Source organism: Chitinophaga rhizophila (genome assembly GCF_019492185.1).
GTDB classification, from domain to species: domain Bacteria; phylum Bacteroidota; class Bacteroidia; order Chitinophagales; family Chitinophagaceae; genus Chitinophaga; species Chitinophaga rhizophila.
This window is the reverse complement of sequence record NZ_JAICCF010000002.1, coordinates 210,480-225,748: the sequence shown is the minus strand read 5'-3', so window position 1 is coordinate 225,748 and position 15,269 is coordinate 210,480. Positions and strand designations below refer to the sequence as shown.

General features: G+C 44.3%; 16 protein-coding genes and 1 tRNA gene. 12 read left to right on the top strand and 5 right to left on the bottom strand.

The genetic code is table 11. The annotated features are described in order from the left end of the window. The first annotated feature begins 43 nt into the window (after positions 1 to 43). From K1Y79_RS09915 to K1Y79_RS09890, 6 genes are all read left to right on the top strand, one after another. The gene (locus K1Y79_RS09915; RefSeq protein WP_220249862.1) at positions 44 to 616 is read left to right on the top strand and encodes a chemotaxis protein CheB; all 573 of its coding nucleotides are present in this window, start codon (positions 44 to 46) and stop codon (positions 614 to 616) included. A 227-nt stretch (positions 617 to 843) separates the two neighbouring features. After that, positions 844 to 1,185, top strand: a complete 342-nt coding sequence (locus K1Y79_RS09910) for a hypothetical protein (RefSeq protein WP_220249861.1) — start codon at positions 844 to 846, stop codon at positions 1,183 to 1,185. Between the two features lie 114 nt (positions 1,186 to 1,299). Beyond that, on the top strand, positions 1,300 to 3,612 hold the full coding sequence (locus tag K1Y79_RS09905) for a TonB-dependent receptor (protein WP_220249860.1): 2,313 nt from the start codon (positions 1,300 to 1,302) through the stop codon (positions 3,610 to 3,612). A 15-nt stretch (positions 3,613 to 3,627) separates the two neighbouring features. After that, a complete protein-coding gene (locus K1Y79_RS09900; protein WP_220249859.1) occupies positions 3,628 to 4,563 on the top strand; it encodes a DUF4625 domain-containing protein in 936 nt (311 codons plus the stop codon). 31 nt (positions 4,564 to 4,594) lie between these two features. Then, the gene (locus K1Y79_RS09895; protein ID WP_220249858.1) at positions 4,595 to 5,074 is read left to right on the top strand and encodes a DUF4625 domain-containing protein; all 480 of its coding nucleotides are present in this window, start codon (positions 4,595 to 4,597) and stop codon (positions 5,072 to 5,074) included. Positions 5,075 to 5,162: 88 nt separating this feature from the next. Continuing rightward, complete coding sequence (locus K1Y79_RS09890) at positions 5,163 to 6,107, top strand: DUF4625 domain-containing protein (RefSeq protein WP_220249857.1); 945 nt, start codon at positions 5,163 to 5,165, stop codon at positions 6,105 to 6,107. Between the two features lie 123 nt (positions 6,108 to 6,230). Here K1Y79_RS09890 and K1Y79_RS09885 read toward each other — a convergent pair whose 3' ends face one another. Then, positions 6,231 to 6,719 carry a DUF4385 domain-containing protein gene (locus K1Y79_RS09885; protein WP_220249856.1) on the bottom strand — a complete coding sequence of 163 codons (489 nt, stop codon included), beginning with the start codon at positions 6,717 to 6,719 and terminating at the stop codon, positions 6,231 to 6,233. 259 nt (positions 6,720 to 6,978) lie between these two features. Here K1Y79_RS09885 and K1Y79_RS09880 point away from each other — a divergent pair, with 259 nt between their 5' ends. Then, positions 6,979 to 8,997: a BCCT family transporter gene (locus tag K1Y79_RS09880; protein ID WP_220249855.1), complete on the top strand. Its 2,019-nt coding sequence runs from the start codon at positions 6,979 to 6,981 to the stop codon at positions 8,995 to 8,997. Positions 8,998 to 9,052: 55 nt separating this feature from the next. Here the strand turns inward: K1Y79_RS09880 and K1Y79_RS09875 are convergent, their stop codons facing one another. Further along, complete coding sequence (locus K1Y79_RS09875; RefSeq protein ID WP_236059556.1) at positions 9,053 to 9,454, bottom strand: Crp/Fnr family transcriptional regulator; 402 nt, start codon at positions 9,452 to 9,454, stop codon at positions 9,053 to 9,055. A gap of 224 nt (positions 9,455 to 9,678) precedes the next feature. Beyond that, a complete protein-coding gene (locus K1Y79_RS09870; RefSeq protein WP_220249854.1) occupies positions 9,679 to 10,314 on the bottom strand; it encodes a helix-turn-helix transcriptional regulator in 636 nt (211 codons plus the stop codon). A gap of 272 nt (positions 10,315 to 10,586) precedes the next feature. On the opposite strand from K1Y79_RS09870, the gene K1Y79_RS09865 reads away from it, so the two are divergent. The 4 genes from K1Y79_RS09865 (at position 10,587) to K1Y79_RS09850 (ending at position 12,882) form a co-directional block, all read left to right on the top strand. Beyond that, complete coding sequence (locus K1Y79_RS09865) at positions 10,587 to 11,213, top strand: superoxide dismutase (RefSeq protein WP_220249853.1); 627 nt, start codon at positions 10,587 to 10,589, stop codon at positions 11,211 to 11,213. A 54-nt stretch (positions 11,214 to 11,267) separates the two neighbouring features. Continuing rightward, positions 11,268 to 11,768, top strand: coding sequence for a DUF2480 family protein (locus tag K1Y79_RS09860; protein WP_220249852.1), 501 nt, complete (start codon positions 11,268 to 11,270; stop codon positions 11,766 to 11,768). A 5-nt stretch (positions 11,769 to 11,773) separates the two neighbouring features. Beyond that, the gene (locus tag K1Y79_RS09855) at positions 11,774 to 12,334 is read left to right on the top strand and encodes an NADPH-dependent FMN reductase (protein ID WP_220249851.1); all 561 of its coding nucleotides are present in this window, start codon (positions 11,774 to 11,776) and stop codon (positions 12,332 to 12,334) included. A 296-nt stretch (positions 12,335 to 12,630) separates the two neighbouring features. Continuing rightward, positions 12,631 to 12,882, top strand: a complete 252-nt coding sequence (locus K1Y79_RS09850; protein WP_220249850.1) for a hypothetical protein — start codon at positions 12,631 to 12,633, stop codon at positions 12,880 to 12,882. Positions 12,883 to 13,209: 327 nt separating this feature from the next. Here the strand turns inward: K1Y79_RS09850 and K1Y79_RS09845 are convergent. Beyond that, positions 13,210 to 13,283: transfer RNA gene (locus tag K1Y79_RS09845), tRNA-Arg, on the bottom strand. 93 nt (positions 13,284 to 13,376) lie between these two features. Between K1Y79_RS09845 and ung the strand changes: the two genes are divergently transcribed. Further along, positions 13,377 to 14,048 (top strand): uracil-DNA glycosylase, encoded by a 672-nt coding sequence (gene ung / locus K1Y79_RS09840; RefSeq protein ID WP_220249849.1) that lies wholly within the window; start codon positions 13,377 to 13,379, stop codon positions 14,046 to 14,048. A gap of 68 nt (positions 14,049 to 14,116) precedes the next feature. Here ung and K1Y79_RS09835 read toward each other — a convergent pair whose 3' ends face one another. Next, a complete protein-coding gene (locus K1Y79_RS09835; RefSeq protein WP_220249848.1) occupies positions 14,117 to 15,259 on the bottom strand; it encodes an efflux RND transporter periplasmic adaptor subunit in 1,143 nt (380 codons plus the stop codon). Positions 15,260 to 15,269 lie beyond the last annotated feature (10 nt).

Genomic DNA, 15,269 nt, shown 5'->3' with positions numbered 1-15,269 from the left:
TGATTGCAGCTGCAAGCGGTGGAATACTTATATTACAGTGAATATGGGATATAATTTTAAAGTTATAGCAGTGGGATCGTCTGCAGGTGGTTTACCACCACTCAAGCAGATTTTGGGCAGCATCCCCCCAAATATCAATGCAGCAATAACTATAGTACAACACCTCGGTAGTAATTACGAAAGTAAACTGGCTGAAATCCTTCAGCGATCTTCTTACTTGCCTGTACATAAGGTAGATCACAACATGGAGATGGAGAAGGGCAATGTATATGTCATAGGTGAAGGTAAAGTGATGAGCATTGCTGATGGTATGTTGATAGTAAGGGACCGTACTGCTGAAGAACGCCGGTTAAATAAGACAATCGACCAGTTTTTTACCTCTCTTTCTGAGGAAGTAGGTAGCCAGGCAATCGGGATCATCCTGTCAGGAGCAGGCGCGCATGACGGAATAGAGGGGGCAATGGCCATAGAAAGCAGGCAAGGTATTGTCATTGTGCAGGAGCCCTATACAGCAGAACACCCTATTATGCCCCAGGCCCTCATTGCCAATGACCATCCTGATTATATCTTAACGCCAGAAGATATTGCACGTAAGATTATCCAACATTGTTATTAGCCGCCTCCGGCTATCCACTCTATATAATGTGAATGCAACTACTTGCCTTCTGCTATGCGGGTTGTTATAACTCGTTCAGTAACTGTTGATCCTCACCCCAGAGGATGCATAACGCTATACAAATACCCCTTTCATCAACAAGTCCGTCCCGCTACACGCTTCAGCATGATACAGATTTAACAGGCTTCTTGCTTTGAGACTTCATAAAAAAGGCTACATTTGCAGCCATGTTGCATCTGAAGATACATAGTACAGTAAGAAATGTCAGGAAATTCCCGGCGTTTGTCATGCTGTTTATCTTCGTTGCCACCCTGGCCATACAGGTCGTTCACCGACATGCCGGTTGTCATGACCATGTGGAGTATGAATTGAATATCAGTGCTGCCAAAAGCTGTCTGATTTGTGATTATACCCTGCATCAACAGGTAGCAGATGGTCCGGAACGGCCCTTTGTATTGGTAGCTCCTGTAACACAACCAGTTACGCTGGCTTACGGTTATCTGTTATACCCATGTGATAGTCCGCTGCATATCCACTCCTCCAGAGGCCCACCCTCTTTCTACTGCTAACTGAGACATCGTTATCCGCTTTTTTGTCTCATCGCCCTGCGCAGACAGGCAATCTGTTCTTATTACTATAGCTAACTACTGAAGGTGGCCGCAAGCCATCCAAATTACTTTGTTTTGACCATTCTGTCTTACCAGCTTTCAGACTGGCAGGTCTGCCTATGCTCCCGCATAGCTGCTACCTGTCGTTCTTTGCCGCTTATTATCATGCTTATTACTGCACAACGGCTTTGTGCACAAATTGCTCCGCCACCTGTTAAAACAACCGGCGATTCCAGTTCATTGCCGCCACTGAACAAGCAGCTACAAGAGGTTATAATACAGGACCGACACATACAGGACAGGCGGCAAAACGAATCATTGAACGTAGATATAGTAGACAGAAGCTTCATTCAACGTCACTTAGGTGGTAGTTTGATGCAAACATTGTCAAGACTACCGGGCATAAAAACAATTGGTATCGGCTCCGGTCAGTCTAAGCCGCTGATAAGAGGGCTTGGCTTTAACAGAGTTGTAGTGGTGGACAAAGGCGTAAAACATGAAGGACAACAATGGGGCGCAGACCACGGACTTGAGATAGACCAGTTTGCTGCCGGTGAAGTAGAACTGATTAAAGGGGCGGCATCATTCGTATATGGCTCAGACGCTATCGGTGGGGCTATTGATATAAAGCCGGCCCAGGCACCGCCGGTACATACCTTTGGCGGTTCAGTCGATCTGATAGGGAAAAGTAATAATAACCTGTACGGCGTCTCTGCTAACATCTTCAGCAGGAGTAATCACCTGTTCTTTGATGCGAGAATGACCTACCAGGATTATGCTGACTACCGGGTACCCACAGATAAGGTATATGTCTATGATTATACAGTAGATCTGTACAAAAACCGCCTGCGGAATACCGCTGGAAAAGAGACCGGTATACATTTGAATACCGGGTATATCGGTGATCATTTCAAGAGTATTTTCTATGTAAGTAACACCTATAGTAAAAGCGGCTTCTTTGCCAATGCACATGGACTGGAGCCCCGGATGGTCAACACTGCCCTGCACGATGCTTCTGCCAGGGATATTCTGTTGCCCAGGCAGCAGGTGAACCATTTCAAGATAATTAACAGAAGCGCCGTACATGCAGGCCATCATCACCTGGAAATGGAACTGGGCTATCAGCATAACTTCCGTCAGGAGTTCAGTGGGTATGTCAATCACGGTTACATGCCGCCTGTATATCCTGATACGCTACGTATACCTGACAACCTGGAGCGTGAATTTGATAAACGGGTATATTCCCTCAACCTGCGTGATGAAGCCCAATTTGGACACCATACACTTAAATTTGGCATTACCGGCGAATTACAGGATAATACTATTAACGGGTGGACCTTCCTGGTTCCGGCATTTAAACAGGAAAGCCTGGGTGCTTTTGTATATGATAAATACGCTGTCAATGAGCACTTGTTGCTGCATGGAGCTGTAAGGTATGATTACGGAAGGATAGGTATGTTCAAATACACTGACTGGTTCCCTTCTCAGGTCAACGGGAATGGTAGTACTCAGGCCCAGTACCTTGTACGTGCCAATGACCTTACCCGCAGCTTCAATAGCCTGGTATGGTCTGCGGGCATGAACTACAATCTGGATCAGTTTGAGCTCAAGGCTAATATCGGCAAAAGCTTCCGTATGCCCATTGCAAAGGAATTAGGTGCAAACGGCGTAAACTACCACTATTTCAATTATGAACGCGGAGACGCTTCTCTATCTGCCGAACAATCCTACCAGGCAGACCTGAGTTTAAGCTGGAACAGGCAACGCTGGTCTGTTATCCTAAGCCCGTTCTACAACTATTTCCCTAACTATATCTATTTAAACCCGACTCCTGATCACGACTATTACTACGGAGCCGGTAACCAGGTATTCCAGTATGCGCAAAGTAAGGTGATGCGGTATGGTGGAGAAGTACAGTTGAAATATCGCTTTCTTCCCTCACTCAGTGCTGAGGTGCTGGGCGAATACCTATATGCAGAGCAATTGTCCGGCAGCAAGAAAGGCTATACACTGCCTTTCTCACCGCCTGTATCCGGTCTGTTTAATCTGACGTGGTCGCCTGCTGTTAATAAGAACTTCCAACATACGTACCTGTCCGTCGATTACCGTATCACTGCGAGTCAGCATAATATCGTGCCGCCGGAAAAGAAGACCAAAGGCTACCAACTAGTGAACTTGCAGGCAGGAACGCAGGTCCGCTTCTTTACCCAGCCCATTGCCATCAGCCTACAGGTGCAGAATGTCTTCGATACACGTTACCTGAACCATACCAGCTTCTATAGACTTATTGAGTTGCCGGAAGCGGGGAGAAACATCATTTTATCATTAAAAATACCTTTTTCAGGGCAGCAGACAGTGAGCGCCCATGCCCACCATTCAAATAAATAGCAAACAATCTGACATATGAAAACGACTAAACTAATAATAGCTATACTACTGTTAATCGTAACCTTTTCTGCCTGTAAGAAAGATAAGGACGAAGTACCGCAATTACCGCAGCCCACTGTTGAGAACCTGGAGCTTGGCTTAGGTGATGCAGGCATCGGCGTGATCAATCAGGACTTCCATTTTGAAGCGGATATTGTTGCCGGCGACAAGATAGAAAAGGTTGAGGTTAAAATTCTTCAGAAGGCCGGAGAAACCTATAGTAAGGTCTGGAAACACGAAATTACCTGGGACCAGTATAAAGGACTTAAAAACACTAATGTGCATAAGCACTTCAACATACCTGGCGATGCAGCAGAAGGTAAGTATGACCTGCATATGATCGTGTATGACCAGAACGGTACTCAACTGGACGTGAGGAGAGATTTAGAGATCTACGCTGCTGCTAACCTTCCTGTAAGACCACTTATTACCGGCTTGTATGTACACCGGAACTGGACGCCGTTTTACGATGCACATGGAGATAAAGATAATTATCCTACTGAGCCTTTAAAGAAAGGAGACACGTTACAGGCGCAGGTGAATGTCTCTTACGTAAAAGGCGATGGTAAACTCTATATGCTGCTGGTTAAAAAATCGACAGGCTACAATCCTAAAACAATAGAGGAAGTAGACCTGAGCAAGGCGGTAGTATATGATGTACTGGAACATAAGAATGAAGCCAAGGTATATGACTTCTCCAACTTCATTTTTGATGTAAATACATTCACAGTACTCAGAGATATACCTAATCTGATCATTGGGGCAGAAAATGATAATAATGCACCTACACCAAATGCTGTTAAGGGGGAAACAGCCTGGCAGAGTGGCGATTATAACCTGGTCATTATATACAAGAATACAACCTTTAACCAGACGGTATCTCGAACCATCCCGTTCACTATTGAATACTAATAAAGATCTGTAACTTTTAACTGATAGTAAAATGAAGAAGAATGTATACATCGCATCACTGCTGATAGCCTCACTGGCGATCGTGAGCGGATGTAAAAAAGACGAAAAGGACGAAGTGGATACAGAATATCCGGTGATTGATATTACTGCTTCAACTGCCTTTCCAAAGCAATGCGAAGAGATTAGAAGAGGTGAGAAATTTGTATTCAGGGCGCACTTCAGTGACAATGTCGCCTTAGGCTCTTCAAGTATAGATATCCACCACAACTTCGATCACCACACCCATAGTACAGAAGTAGAAAGCTGCAATATGGACCAGAAGAAAACTCCGGTAACCCCGTTTCTGCTGATTAAGCAGTTTCCTATTCCCGCCGGACAAAAGACTTATGACATCCAGCAGGAGATCAGCGTGCCTGCAGATGTGGATCCGGGGGACTATCACTTTATGATCCGGTTGACTGACAAGGAAGGCTGGCAGACTATTAAAGGATTAAGCATCAAAATCAAATAAACCAATATACAGGAAATTAATGCCGGTCTGCGGCCGTTGTACTACGCAGACCGGACCATCTACTGATCAAACAAAAGCAAGAAACAATATGAAAATGTTTAGTATCAAGGCCGGCCGCTTTGCAGTTATCTTAACCGCCCTGGTGGTGGGACTAATGTCTTCCTGTAAGAAGGACGATGAACCAGCGCCGTCTCCAGCTAAGGCTACCATCTCTAACCTGGAAATTGGTTCGGGTAATAACGGACAGGCAATAATCGGCCGGGACTTCCATCTTGAAATGGATGTTGTTGCAGGTACCCGTATCAAAAATATCCAAATACTGATCAGGCAGCAACAAGGGCAGACTTATGAAAAGGAGTGGTCTTACGAAGCAACATGGGACGAATTTAGCGGAGCGAAAAATACCAATGTACACAAGCATTTTGACATTGATAAAGCTGCCGTTGAAGGTACTTATGACTTTGTTATACGCGTGAATGACGAGAATGGAAGCGTGACAGAAGAGGTCCATCCTATTAAGCTTGTCAGCGCAGCAGGACTGCCCGTGAATCCGGAATTATATTCTTTCATGCTGCAGAAGATAGGTACAGGGTATCTTTACATCCTTAACAGGGGATTCATGCTGCCGGATGATAAAGGCTTTGCCAAAAACGATACAGTGAATGCGTTTGTGGATATTAAAGGTGTGAAAGATGATGGTATAATATATACGTTACTCATCCGGAAGAGCGCAAACCACTTGCCAGAGTCTGTGCAGGATATCGACTTCTCCAAAGTAATTGTTGCGGATATGCGGGAGCATAAAGCGATGAAAGAGCTGGACTACTTCACTAATTATGTCGGAATGCCGGATTTTACTCCGCGAACAATGGTGATTGGCGCTACTGCTGATAATCATTTGCCTGTACAAAACCCGGTGCAGGGAAACAAGTCCTGGGCCAATGGTGAATACTATTTTGGTGTTGTATATACAAATACTACTCACAACATAAGTGCACACTACTATATTCCGGTAACGCTATCCGGTTTTTAATAGAATTATTGCAGCATAGTAATTAACTTTCTGCCAGGCAGAATAAAAGAGGGTAGCGCTTATTTCACGGGTAGCTATCCTCTTTCTGTTTATATATCCCGAAGAGTAGTGGCTGTAATGGTATTATCCAAGCCTGGCTTTCCAATCGGCCTTAAGGTCTTTATAAGTTGGATGACGCTCTGCCAGCTTGTACTTATCATAGAAGATCTGGGCTGCTACTGCTTTGGCCTCTTCTCCTGTACCACGCTCATTTAATTTGTAATCATTGTCTTTCTGATATTTGATACCTCCCTTATAATTTGCATAACGCCTCGCCCGGGTAAACCCCATTTGCAGGTATTTACGCGCCATATCAGCACCAACAAAATCATCCTGTGTTAGATACTCTTCAAATAATGCGTATATCTTTTCACTACTCGCGGCGGCTGTTTCTGGATCTTTGAAACGCCAGTATTGGCCAATCTCTGATTTATAAGGTTCGCAAATCAACACACCTTGTTCCCCTTTACCCACTTTGTACATTTCGGGGTGTTTTCTGTAATCAATGCCCCGCTTCCAGGAATAAGATTTACCGTCAAAATTAAGGTACGAAGGTCTGCGTGTTTTTGACATGTAGTAATGATTAGCGTATTGATACAATCAGGATATATTGCTGTTTCAGGTCCTGTTCTGTAAGTACATGCGCCCCCGGGAATACTCCGTATACCGGCTATCCCAAAATTCAAGCCTGATTCGATTTTACTGAACCGGCATCATTTTATAGGTACCAATAGAACTATTGATGATTTTGCTTGTTTTAACAGCATTACTTAGTTTAGCCACCTTGCATCATTTGTAGCAATGTGAAATTTCATATAAATAACCTTCATGTATGAGTTTGGGAAAGCACTTATTTACGAAAAGCACGCTCAACCGGGGAATCGCAATACCAGGTTTGCTTTTTATACTGGGAGTAACATTGATATCAAGCTTTTTTCCGGATCTGGCTTCGTCTATGCTGGGACGGATACAGGATTGGATATTTACAAACCTGAACTGGGTATACGTATGGTCAGTTACCATCTTTGTTTTCTTTCTCTTCTTTCTGATCGTCAGTAAATATGGTTCTATTGTGCTGGGGGACAGCGACTCAAAACCTGAGTATTCCTTCTTCTCCTGGATCTCTATGCTGTTTGCAGCTGGTATGGGCATTGGCCTGATGTATTTTAGTGTTGCTGAGCCTGTAGCTCATTATGCTGATACCGCGTTTGCCGGGCATAGTGAAATACGACGTGCAAAGGATGCACAATTGTATACTTTTTTCCACTGGGGGGTACATGCATGGGCTATTTACGGTGTTGTAGGTCTGGCCCTGGCATACTTTACTTATCGTTATAAGTTACCGCTATCATTGCGGAGCTGCTTTTATCCTATACTTAAGAACCGGATCAACGGCCGTGCCGGTGATGCTATTGATACATTTGCCTTGTGCAGTACTTTCTTCGGTATTACAACAACCCTGGGCTTTGGTGTGGTGCAGCTTAATGCAGGTCTGGTACGAATCGGGCTGTTGGCAGATAACAGTTTCCGTTACCAGATCCTGCTGGTGATTATTATCATGGCAGTATCCATCCTGTCAGCAACCTCTGGAGTAGGCAAGGGGATCAAGTTCTTAAGTCAGTTTAATATCATAGCGGCGATCGTGTTGATGTTATTCGTCCTTATCGTAGGGCCGACAGTGTTCTTACTCGGATCTTTCTCTGAAGGTATAGGCTACTACCTGAATGAGTTCTTCAGCCTTACATTTGATACACATGCCTATGAACCGGCAACCCAGCCCTGGTTTTTCCGATGGACCATCCTTTACTGGGCCTGGTGGATATCCTGGGCACCTTATGTAGGACTCTTTATTGCGCAGATATCCAGGGGACGTACTATCCGCGAGTTTGTCGGAGCTGTGCTTATCGTACCTACTGTATTTAATTTTATGTGGATGACGGTGTTTGGTAATACGGCTACCTGGCTTTACAGAACATCTCCTGATAACCAGTTGGGGGCAATGATCAATAAAGTAGAAGACCTGCTGTTTGTCGTGCTGGACTATTTCCCATTCTCAGGAATAAGTAGTGTATTAGTGATTATTGTGATCTTTATATTTTTTGTCACCTCTGCTGATTCGGGCATCCTTGTCATGAACAGTATAGCTACTAATAATGCTGCAAAGTCTCCTAAATGGCAGCTGATATTCTGGGGCGCGTTGTTGGGCTTAATGGCGCTGGTACTACTGAATGCAGGAGGGCTCCAGTCACTACAGACGATGACCCTGATTACAGCGTTACCATTCTCAATTATCATGTTGTTATTCTGCTATAGCCTGTTTAAAGGATTAGCGATAGATGATTATTACTACAACAGGCAGTTTTCTCCCTCTACGCATAGTTGGTCGGGAGACCTATGGAAGGAACGACTGAAACGGATCCTTTCCTTCAAGACACAGGAGGGTGTTAATCATTTTATGCGTGAGACGGTGCGTCCGGCATTTGATGAACTGGCAGCTGAATTTAACCAACGGGGTATCACTGCCACTATTCAGGATATGGAAGTACCGCTGGATATGTCGCTGACAATTAAGCATGAAACCATTGATGACTTTACATACGGGGTGCGTAATGAGGCGAAAATGATCTCAGATGTGCTTGTAAATGAAGACAATGTGCCTGGGGCAGCGGAGAATGAGACATTCATACCTAAAACTTATTTCGGCGATAAGCGGCAGGGGTATAATGTTGAATATTTTACCAAGAATGAAATTATTGCCGATATACTGAAACAGTATGAACGTTTCCTGGAATTGTCTTCGGAAGAAAAGAATGAGATATTTCTTGATGTGCGGTTACGACGTAAATTATAGCGTTACGACAAAGCATATCAGCGGATGCGTTCTATCAGCGCATCCGCTGATGCATTTAGAGGCTATCCAGAAATGCGTCCATCAGCGCATTAAATTCGTCAGGCAGCGGCTGTAACTGTTTTATATTGATTCTTCTGATGACAGCATCCTCGAGTGCAGTGATGCTTACGGCGGAAGGGGCTGTCTTGAAATAGCTCTCACAGTTAGCTAAGAAATCGTCAGCGAAGCCAAATCTGATGATTTTCTCGTTGCCTTCGTCGTCAATGATAGTGAATGCGAACTGGCCTGAGATGACGAAAGCGGCATATCTGGCAATTCTGCCATATCTTAAGAAGCTTTCACCTTTTTTTATCACCTTAACTTTTGTGATTTTATCGAGGAGCGCCCATTCAGCGTCAGATACAATAGGGTATTTTTCCTTTAGCCGACGTGTCCAGTCTTGAGCATTGTTCTTCATGATAAGAGGATTTTGCCGCTGTAAAACTAGATAATTCTGTTTATAGTAGGAAGGCGGCGGGTATGGCCGATGCGGTGGTTTGTTGGTGTGCGAAGTTGTCAGAATTAGTTGTTACAGGTGTGCTTGGAGGTCGCTTGGAGGTCGCTAGCAGGTCGCTTGGAGTATTCAAGTCCATGCCTGGTTCGTCCCGATACGGATTCCTGGTGATGCAGGTATTGTCTGTATTAGCTATGTGCTTCTATGCGCTTAATCTCATAAGCGCAGCGATTAGAGTTATTGATAATGTGTTCAATGCGTTCTATGGCATAAGCGTTACCAATTAATTGTCTGAAGTTGTTAAGTTCTGAGCGGCAGAAACCCTGGCATTCCTGTGCAGCAGCACAAATAGGGCAATGATTTTCAATAAGCAGATAAGCATCGCCATTTTGCTTCCATTCGGCCATATAGCCTTCTTCTGAGCGTTTCTGGGTAAGGATAGTCAATTTATCCTCCAGGCTTTTTGCGCCTTCCATGGCCTGGGCATATCTTTTATAAACATTCGTTTCCCTATCGCCAATGAGCAGATCAAGGGCGTTTTCGCCTAACAGATTGCGTATGGATTTCAGTAGCTGAACGGTAATATCCGCGTGGGCATCGGGAAACTTAGCTAATCCTTTTTCTGTGAGTGAATAATAAGTTGAGGGTCTGCCGACGCCTTCACTTTTAACTACAGCTGTGACCAGTTGCTGGTTTTCGAGGCTAAGCAAATGTTTCCTGGCCCCCTCTTTGGTGATGGCAAGTTCCTGTGCAATGAGCAGTGATGTGGCTTCTCTCCGCATTTTCAGGAGCATTAATATACGCTCAGACATTTGTTTCATCATGCAATTAAATTTAGCCATCCTGGGTCGCATTCATAATGGCAATTCATCTGTATGCAATTCAGGGGTTCCCGTTAAAGGTACTGTCTAATTAACAACTGAATTATTGTTTTATAAAGGTAGGTAAAAAATATTATTGCTGGATGTCTTTCGATGAAATGCAAGTGGGAGAGGCGGTTTAGTCTTCGGGGATTTCACAATAAAACAACTGAATGGTTGTTTTATTGTGAATCTTCCTATACCTTCGCTGTATTGTTAACAGTAAAAACATACAAATGAGCACATATCAGTTACCCGCGCTCCCTTATGCGTACGAGGCCCTGGAACCACATTTTGATAAAGAGACCATGCAGATTCACCATCAGCGCCATCACCAGGCATATGTTGACAACCTGAATAAGGCGTTGGAAGGCAATGATGCTGCAGGAAAAAGTTTGGAGGAATTGCTGAAAGGGATCAGTCAGTATGGTCCGGCGGTACGTAACAACGGCGGTGGTCATTATAATCACTCTTTGTTCTGGAATATTCTGTCTGCCACCCCTAAGACCGCGCCCACCGGCAAACTGGCAGAAGAAATCAACAGTGTATTTGGTAGTCTGGACAACCTGAAGGCTGAGATAAAGAAAGCGGGTCTGGGGCAGTTTGGTTCTGGTTGGGCATGGTTATTCGTAAAATTCAATGGTACGATTGCAGTAACAGCTACACCCAATCAGGACAATCCGCTGATGGATACGCAAGTTACCAGCAGAGGGTTTCCTATTCTCGGAGTAGATGTATGGGAGCATGCTTATTATCTGAAGTATCAGAATAAAAGGGCTGATTACCTGGATGCTTTCTGGTCAGTGCTGGACTGGTCAGCAGTTGAAAAGAATTACGAAGCAGCTATTGCCAGGGTAAGTTAATCCAACCAGGCAAGCAGTAAAAAAGCCTATAGCAGCGCCAAAATATTGTATCTTATGAGCTCAGACATGCCTGTCAACAAACTGGATGCCTCCGGCATTGTTGCATTTGACCTGATAGACTATAAACCAGATTTGGAGGTAGTCGTTTTCGATATCCGGGAGCATCTGTATATGGAGATGATTATTAAAGAGAAAGAGTTTAGGGAATCAGTCGGGAAGATGGATTATACAGCTTTTCATGGAAAGGCAGTAGCTGTTATCTGTTCTGTTGATGCTATTATACCTCCGTGGGTATACATGATAATCGGAGAGCGGTTACACGCCTATGCTGCTTATCTGAGTTTTAAAGACCCTGTTGAACTGGAAACAGAGCTATGGGCAATGAATGTAAATAATGTAGATCTATCAGCATATAAAGATCAGAAAGTTGTTGTACGAGCAAGAGCAGGTATTCCGCCTGCTCTTTATATGCTAGCTGCAAAGCGGCTGGCTCCGTTTGTCAAAACACTGATGTATGGAGAGGTAGGCATGCCCAAAGTGATCTATAAAAAATAAACAGTATGAAAGCAATTATATTTAACGGAGCATTAGAACGAAGGCCTTTATCGACGTCCGGCGTACTTGCCGGCTACCTGTCACAAAAACTACAGGCGGCAGGTGTGGACAACCAGATTTTTAATCTTGCGGATGCAGGCATTCCCCTTTTCGATGTTACACTGACTAAACCGCCGCACGCGGTGGAGGTGATGAACAAACTGTTTCTGGATGCAGATGTACATTTCTGGTTATCTCCGTTGTATCATGGCAGCATACCTGGCGCAATGAAGAATTGCCTGGACTGGCTGGAAGTAAGCGCTAAACTTCCGCGTCCATACCTGACCGACAAAACTGTCGGCCTGGTTTGCTGGGCTGACGGCGCGCAGGCTATGCAGGGTATTAATACCATGGATGCCGTAGCAAAAGCATTAAGAGCCTGGCCGTTGCCATTCAGTGTACCGATAGTAAGAGGAAACCTGTTTGAAAGTAATGAATCGCGGGATATATCTCAGGCATATAAGAATAAGCTGGATTTGCTGATGAATATTGCTACAACGAAAGTGATTGCAGGCGTAGGTCAGTGAGGAAAGGAGCTGGATGGCTATAAAAGGGTGATAATAGTAGTTAGTCTGTTGCAGTGAATAATAGTTTTAACATCCATGTGACAAGTCGTGGCATGCAGCTTTTCTCACGTCCTTTTGATCTGCAAATAAAAGACCGACCATTACAGTCTTTGGGTTGGGAACAAGCTTTTAGTACTGCTTTTTTGATAAATCTATATAATGGCATATCAGACCGTAACCTCAATTTTCATTTAATCATCCAGGGGAATAGAGATGATTTCAATCCTTGCAGACCTTAATTCATTCACTTAGATAATATGAAAACGTTTAAATTATCCAATACAATCAATACTGAAGTAACCATCTATTTTGAGCCTGTTGGAGACTGCTTTCAATTGCCGGCAAAGGAGCAGATGGAGCTTCTGATATTTGATGAAGAAGCTGGTTTGGGCAATCATAGTTGTGAAATTGTTATTGGTGTTGAGAACGGTGGAACTGCAATTACGATATTTGCCGAAAAGAATAAGTTTCAAGCGCGCTATAAAGGGCAGGCAGTTAATGTAATGTAGTGGATGGGTTATTCTCCGGTGCCCTTTGATCAGTAAAATCAGGGTTTTACTATCAGTATACAGGCAGCTGTTGTTGCTTTCACTCACTTAGGCGCATTAGTGATATCAGGTAATAACTGGTCTTCAGCTGTACTGGCGATCCTGTATATATGTCACCCGATATATGTATTTTATTCAAGGGTATTTTCTTCCAATAGTGATCTGTTCCTCAGAACTAGTGTATTAAAGATAGGATGTATGCTGGGTCAAAAGCCGTGGGCAGCATAGGAGGTAAATGGCCCTAAAAAGAGAAAGGATAACTACTATCAGCAGTTATCCTTTCTTTTGTGGACCGGATTGGATTCGAACCAATGACCTACTGCTTAGAAGGCAGTTGCTCTATCCAGCTGAGCTACCGGTCCGTTTTCCAAATTTTTGCCATACATTAGCGTTTCATTTGGGAGTGCAAATCTATGAATAATTCTATTAATTCAAAATAAATTTTAAAAGTTTTTATGGAGGTTAAAATTGAACCCACCTGGAAGGAAGTCCTGAAAGACGAATTTCACAAAGCTTATTTTGAGCAGATCGTCATGGCACTTAAGCACGAAAGAGCAGTCGGAAACACGATTTACCCTCCCGGAAACCTGATTTTCAATGCGTTCGATAAAACCCCGTTCGATAAAGTGAAAGTGGTGCTTCTCGGGCAAGATCCTTATCATGGGGCCGGGCAGGCGCACGGACTATGTTTTTCCGTTCAGGATGGCATTAAGCCGCCACCTTCTCTCGTGAATATTTATAAGGAAATGAAGGAGGATCTGGGTCTGCCGATTCCTCAGAGCGGAAATCTTACAAAATGGGCGGAGCATGGGGTGCTGATGCTGAACGCGATGCTGACTGTAAGAGCCAATGAACCTGCCTCGCATAGCAAAATAGGCTGGGGAGATTTTACGGACTCGGTTATCCGTAAGGTGTCTGATCTGAAGGAGAATGTCGTTTTTATCCTTTGGGGGCGCTTTGCACAGGATAAACAGGTGCTGATAGATGCAACTAAACATCATATACTTAAAGCTGCCCATCCGTCGCCATTTAGCGCAGATAAAGGCTTCTTCGGCTGTAAGCATTTTTCAAAGACAAACGAATTACTGACTAAATCGGGTATTGAACCGGTTGACTGGCGGTTATAAAGGTATAAATAACAAAAGGCCCCGGGATTGGGGCCTTTTTTGTCCGTTTGAGCTTGAGCAGCAGGAATTTACTCTTCTTCCGCACTGTTTTTCATCTTCATCAGCAATGCATAGGCGTTCTTCGTTACCAGTCTGGTTACTTCTGTAATGCCTGGTGCTGAAAACTGTTCCTGCCCCTCATGTACATTTCCCGGGGTAACCTGCACCATCCGGAAGTTATTATTTCCTTTATCCTCAAATACATAGAACTTATTCTCCCATCGTACAATAGCCGCTTCTCCTACCGTTAGTGCAGTAACATTATTAACTACTACCTCTGCATTCATAAACATGCCTGGCAGCAGGGAGGCGTCAAACTGCTTAAAATGGCAATGAATGGTCGCCATGCGCTCCGCATCCAGATTCTTGCTGATCAGCAGAATTTCGGCCTCATATCGCTTTTCAGGGTGTTCGTTGGTATAGGCAATCACCCGCTGACCAACAGATAACTGGTTAACGTCTTTCTCGAAGACCGTCAGGGCCAGGTGTATGTCGCTAGGGTCTACCAGTTCAAATAATACATCCGTAGGGGAGGTGTATTTTCCAATGTTCACATTCACTTTTGATACGAAGCCATTAATCGGAGAGTAGATATTCACACTTTTTGAAATATTGCCTGCATGTAGTTTACCGGGGTCGATTCCTATCAGTTCCAGTTTACGCGCCAGTGCCTGCATAGCAATACGCTGACTTTCCATTTCCGCCCTGGCTTTTTGAAATACTTTGTCACTGCTGGCTTTACTGGCATTTAACTCTTGCTGGCGTTTATACTCTGTATCAGCAAAAGTGAATTGTTCCTTTGCCAGCAGATAATCCTGCTGCAGCTGGATAAACTGCATATCTTCCAATACACCCAGTACCTGGCCCTTACGTACATGCGTACCAGGCAGCAGGTCGGTGCGCTTCAGATAACCGCCTAAGGGAAAGCTGACGCTTACAGTACTTTGAGGCGGTACATCTACTGTTCCCTGCAAACGGAGGACGCCACTAACTGCCGCGGTAGTCGGATGTCCGGTTTCAATACCGGCGTTCCTGATCTGGTCTGTAGTTAAGGCCACAGCATTACTGTCAATAGTCGCAGGCGCTGCTGCAGCTGTTGCCGGTGCTTTTTCTGACTCCTGACTGCTGCAGGCTGCCAGGACGATGATATATGGAAAAATATATTTGTACATGCGTTGTTGT

What these genes read in the sequence shown, in the direction of transcription:
- K1Y79_RS09910 (WP_220249861.1), top strand. Translation starts at nt 844, where the DNA reads ATGTTGCATCTGAAGATACATAGTACAGTAAGAAATGTCAGGAAATTC.
- K1Y79_RS09890 (WP_220249857.1), top strand. Translation starts at nt 5,163, where the DNA reads ATGAAAATGTTTAGTATCAAGGCCGGCCGCTTTGCAGTTATCTTAACC.
- K1Y79_RS09895 (WP_220249858.1), top strand. Translation starts at nt 4,595, where the DNA reads ATGAAGAAGAATGTATACATCGCATCACTGCTGATAGCCTCACTGGCG.
- K1Y79_RS09865 (WP_220249853.1), top strand. Translation starts at nt 10,587, where the DNA reads ATGAGCACATATCAGTTACCCGCGCTCCCTTATGCGTACGAGGCCCTG.
- K1Y79_RS09915 (WP_220249862.1), top strand. Translation starts at nt 44, where the DNA reads ATGGGATATAATTTTAAAGTTATAGCAGTGGGATCGTCTGCAGGTGGT.
- K1Y79_RS09885 (WP_220249856.1), bottom strand. Translation starts at nt 6,719, where the DNA reads ATGTCAAAAACACGCAGACCTTCGTACCTTAATTTTGACGGTAAATCT.
- K1Y79_RS09860 (WP_220249852.1), top strand. Translation starts at nt 11,268, where the DNA reads ATGAGCTCAGACATGCCTGTCAACAAACTGGATGCCTCCGGCATTGTT.
- K1Y79_RS09900 (WP_220249859.1), top strand. Translation starts at nt 3,628, where the DNA reads ATGAAAACGACTAAACTAATAATAGCTATACTACTGTTAATCGTAACC.
- K1Y79_RS09875 (WP_236059556.1), bottom strand. Translation starts at nt 9,454, where the DNA reads ATGAAGAACAATGCTCAAGACTGGACACGTCGGCTAAAGGAAAAATAC.
- K1Y79_RS09870 (WP_220249854.1), bottom strand. Translation starts at nt 10,314, where the DNA reads ATGATGAAACAAATGTCTGAGCGTATATTAATGCTCCTGAAAATGCGG.
- K1Y79_RS09855 (WP_220249851.1), top strand. Translation starts at nt 11,774, where the DNA reads ATGAAAGCAATTATATTTAACGGAGCATTAGAACGAAGGCCTTTATCG.
- K1Y79_RS09835 (WP_220249848.1), bottom strand. Translation starts at nt 15,259, where the DNA reads ATGTACAAATATATTTTTCCATATATCATCGTCCTGGCAGCCTGCAGC.
- K1Y79_RS09880 (WP_220249855.1), top strand. Translation starts at nt 6,979, where the DNA reads ATGAGTTTGGGAAAGCACTTATTTACGAAAAGCACGCTCAACCGGGGA.
- ung (WP_220249849.1), top strand. Translation starts at nt 13,377, where the DNA reads ATGGAGGTTAAAATTGAACCCACCTGGAAGGAAGTCCTGAAAGACGAA.
- K1Y79_RS09850 (WP_220249850.1), top strand. Translation starts at nt 12,631, where the DNA reads ATGAAAACGTTTAAATTATCCAATACAATCAATACTGAAGTAACCATC.